The sequence below is a fragment of the Burkholderiales bacterium genome (genome assembly GCA_013695435.1).
GTDB lineage: Bacteria > Pseudomonadota > Gammaproteobacteria > Burkholderiales > JACMKV01 > JACMKV01.
Genome location: JACDAM010000259.1, coordinates 1 through 3653 on the forward strand (window position 1 = coordinate 1; position 3653 = coordinate 3653).

Consider the following 3653-nt stretch of genomic DNA (forward strand, 5'->3'; position numbering starts at 1 on the left):
GGTCCCCGATGCATGCAGATAACTGAGACTGGTCAGCGCAACTCCTTGAACGTATCCTGAAACGCCTGGCACGGCGCGTTATCGCCGAGGCCAGGCTCGACCAGCGCGAGCAAAGCGGCGGGCGGAAAAATCGCCGCCAACGCGAGCGCCGCGCCGCCGCGCGCGATCAGGCTGCCGGTCGAAGGATGAAAGTCCGGATTCTTGAAACTGCCTTCGATGATCAGCGGCGCGCGGGCGACAAAAAAGCTGACGTCCTTGGGTTCCGGCTTGATGACGATATGCAAACGCTCATTGTTGAAATTGATCGAGCCGTCGACATCGAATCGCGTATCGGTGCTGTCGATCACGCCCCTGACGATCTCGACCTTACCGTCCCTGGCCTGCAAATCCGCGATCGCGCAGCGAATATCGACTGTTTGTTTTTCGCCCAGCCACGCGAGCAGTGATTCGCCGCCATCGAGGCCGGCGAGCTCGACGAGCAATGCATCGAGTTTGCCGCCGCCCATCAACAGGAACGCGCCGCCGTCGGCGGAAGCGAGCATTTCGGCGATCGAACTGCCGGTCACCCATAGGCTCGCGCGGCCACCGACTACGCCCAGACTGTTTTCGGAAACTTCGAAATTGTCGAGGATGGACGCGAGCTTGATGTGCGCAACCTCGGCTTCGATCTTGCCCGCCGGCGGCTCGCTGGTTCCGTCCAGCGTCATCTGAAAACGGATATCGCCGCCGGCCGCGCCGAACTTCAGCGGCTTGAACTCAAGCTGCCCTTCGCGCAGCATGAAGTCGATCGTCATATCATCGAGCGGCAGGGTATCGGATTCCACTCGCCCGGCGTGATAGTTCACGTCTGCATTGAAGCGCGACAGCCGCGAAAAATGGATCGTCTCCATCGGCAGCGTGCGATCGCTGGCGCGCTGCTGCGCGGCTTTTTTCCGCTGTTTATCGGAAACGGTTTCGCCTGGGTTATCGCTGGGTGCGGCGCCGACCAGCCCGGCGAGATCATCGAAATCGAGCAACTGTGAATCGAGTTTCGCGCTGATGAATGGTTTGGCGCCGGATGTGTCCACAGCCATGCGGCCGGCGAGATCGCTGTCGCCTACCGTTCCCTTGAAGTCGGCGAATTGCCACAGATCGCCGCGCTTCGAGAGATCGCCGCGCAGACGGTACGGCGGCAGGTCGGGCAGACTGAATCCGAGAATCGGATCGAGCCGCTGTGGATTGGGACCGGCGATGTCGAGCGCCAGATGAAGTTCCGTGGCATTGATCGGATCACTGACCTCACCGTGAATCCTCGCTTTGGTTTCCAGCATCTCGAGGTTGACATCGAGCGGATACGGCTCGGGGCTCAGTATGCGGGCCAGCGGACCGATGGTGGCGGCGAGCCGGAACGGTTCATCCTGAAACTGGCCTACGCCGTTGATTCCGGTTTGTTCGGGCTGCTGCGAAATCACGAAGCGCACGTCGTTACCCGATTGCGCTTCGCGATAATGAATGCGGCCTTCGCCCGCCTTCCTGACCTGGGCGGCCTTGCCGGCGATTGCGCCCTGGGCCAGCACCAGATCGAGATCGGCATCGAGCAATCCTGAATAGCGCTCGGTAAGCCCGAACGGTTTCAACGCTTCGCCGAGATCGACTTTTTCGACATCGGCATGGATCGCGCCGTGCAACAATTTTTTGCGGTCGGCGTCGAGCGCGATCTCGACAGCGACTTCCCCGCCGCCGACATTGAAGCGCAATGGTTTTAGTTTCAATAAACCATTCTGCAGCGTCGCGTCTACGCGCAAATCTTCCAGCACAAGGTCTTCTGGAACGACGACCCGCTGCGCTGCGATTTCGACGTCGGCATCGACTTTGCGCAGATTGTCCCAATCGAACGGCTCATCGCTTTTTTTCTGAAGTTGATCGAAGTCGGCGTACGCGAGCGTGCCGGATTTGAGGTCAGCCTTGATAAACGGGCGCGGTCCTGATGTTCGCAGCAATGCGCTGCCCGACAGATCGCTGGCGCCGATCCTGCCTTTGAATTTTTCGACCTTGATGACGTCGTCATTCCTGGCAATGCGGCCCGATGCGTTGTAGCGCGGCAACTCCGGCAAGTCGACGTCGATGATTTTTTCGAGCCGATCCGTTCCGGGGCCGGAAACCGCCGCGTTCAAATCGAACTGTTGTCCGAGCCGGGCGATCCATCCATCCACGGCGATTTCGCTTTTCGCCAATGTGAGATTGAGCTCAAGCGGAATCCTCGCCTGCGGATCACCGAGCAACGCAAATGGCTGACCGCTGAAAACCATGCTCGCCGGCTCGCCGCGAAACGCTCCTTCGCCCTGCACCTTGAGCGCCCATTCCTGCGCTTGCTGCTCGCGGTTCAGCGTGAATACCAGGTTCGTGTTCTTCTCCGGGCGCCGATAGACGACGCGGCCGCTGGCGAGCCCGACATCGTCGCCGGAGAACGCAACCGCGAATTTGCCATCGACGATTCCGGCAACCGGATAGCGCAAATTGAACGGATCGAACAAGGGCTCGAGCGGCACATCATCGAATTGCATGGCGAGCTGTCCGGCGACGTCGGATTGCGCGGCATCGAGCGTTATTTGCGCGGCGAGTTGGCCGCCGCCGATGCCGAGCTCGAAAGGGTTGATGGTCAGATGGCCGTCTTTGAGCAAAACGTCGATGACAACGTCATCGAGCGGCAATTTGGTGCCGATGATTTCTTTCGCGTTAAGGCTGACCTGCGCGTTGATGGCGTTCAGCTTCTCGACATCGAAAGGCTCGCGCGGCGCGCCAACGACTTCGTCCTGATCGCGCGGTGCAGCATCGAACAAGCCGGCGAGCAAGCCGAAATCGAGTTGATCCGACACTAGATCGGCCTTGATCGAAGGCCGCGCAGCGCCGAGATCGACGGCGATATTGCCGTGCAAACCGCTCTTGCCGATGTTGCCTTGCAGATTGCCCAGACGCCAGATCTGGTCGCTTTTGGTCAACTGCCCGGTTACGCTGAATGGCTGCGCGACGGGAACCGGAATGCCCAATAGCGGAAACAGTTCTGCGCTGTTGGGGCCTTCGAGCGCCAGGGTCAGATTCATTCCGCCGAGCGCTAGCGGATCGGTCATCGTGCCTTCGATATTCGCGCGGGTTTCGCCTGCTGTCAGATGGGCTTCGACCGGATACAGGGCCGGGGCGGCGGCCGCGGAAGCGATCTGTTGCGAAGGCTGTTGATGCGCTGCCAGCATGGCGAGAGACCCGGCCCCGGCTTTCAGAGTAAAAGGCTGGTTGCCCAGGCGTCCCTGCGCCGCAAGCTCGATGGGCTTGCCGTAGGTGATACTGCCTTCGGCAGTAGCGAGGAAAACGTCAGCGGTTTTGTTGCGCTGGTCGTCTCGATAAACAATGCTGCCGTCACTCATCGACCAGTGCTCGATGGCCGGCAGTTGGCTCACCGGCTGTTCAGGAGCTTGCCCGACGCTGGGGGCGGCAGCCGATTGTTCAGCGGATTGCTGCGCCCTTTGATCCGGCGCCGGCGCCGGTTCCTGCTCGCCAGGCTTCGTTTCATTGGCCTTGCGGAGCTTCCAGTTGACTTGGCCTTGCGCCGATTTTTCGAGAACCAGTGTCGGCGCAACCAGTTTGAGTTCAGGCAACACAATGCGTCCGTCCCACAGCGC

Annotated in this window: 1 protein-coding gene; it reads right to left on the minus strand. The window is 60.4% G+C overall.

From position 1 onward, the window contains the following. Positions 1 to 32: 32 nt before the first annotated feature. On the minus strand, positions 33 to 3653 hold a 3621-nt coding region (locus tag H0V78_12865; GenBank protein ID MBA2352630.1), incomplete at its 5' end, for an AsmA family protein.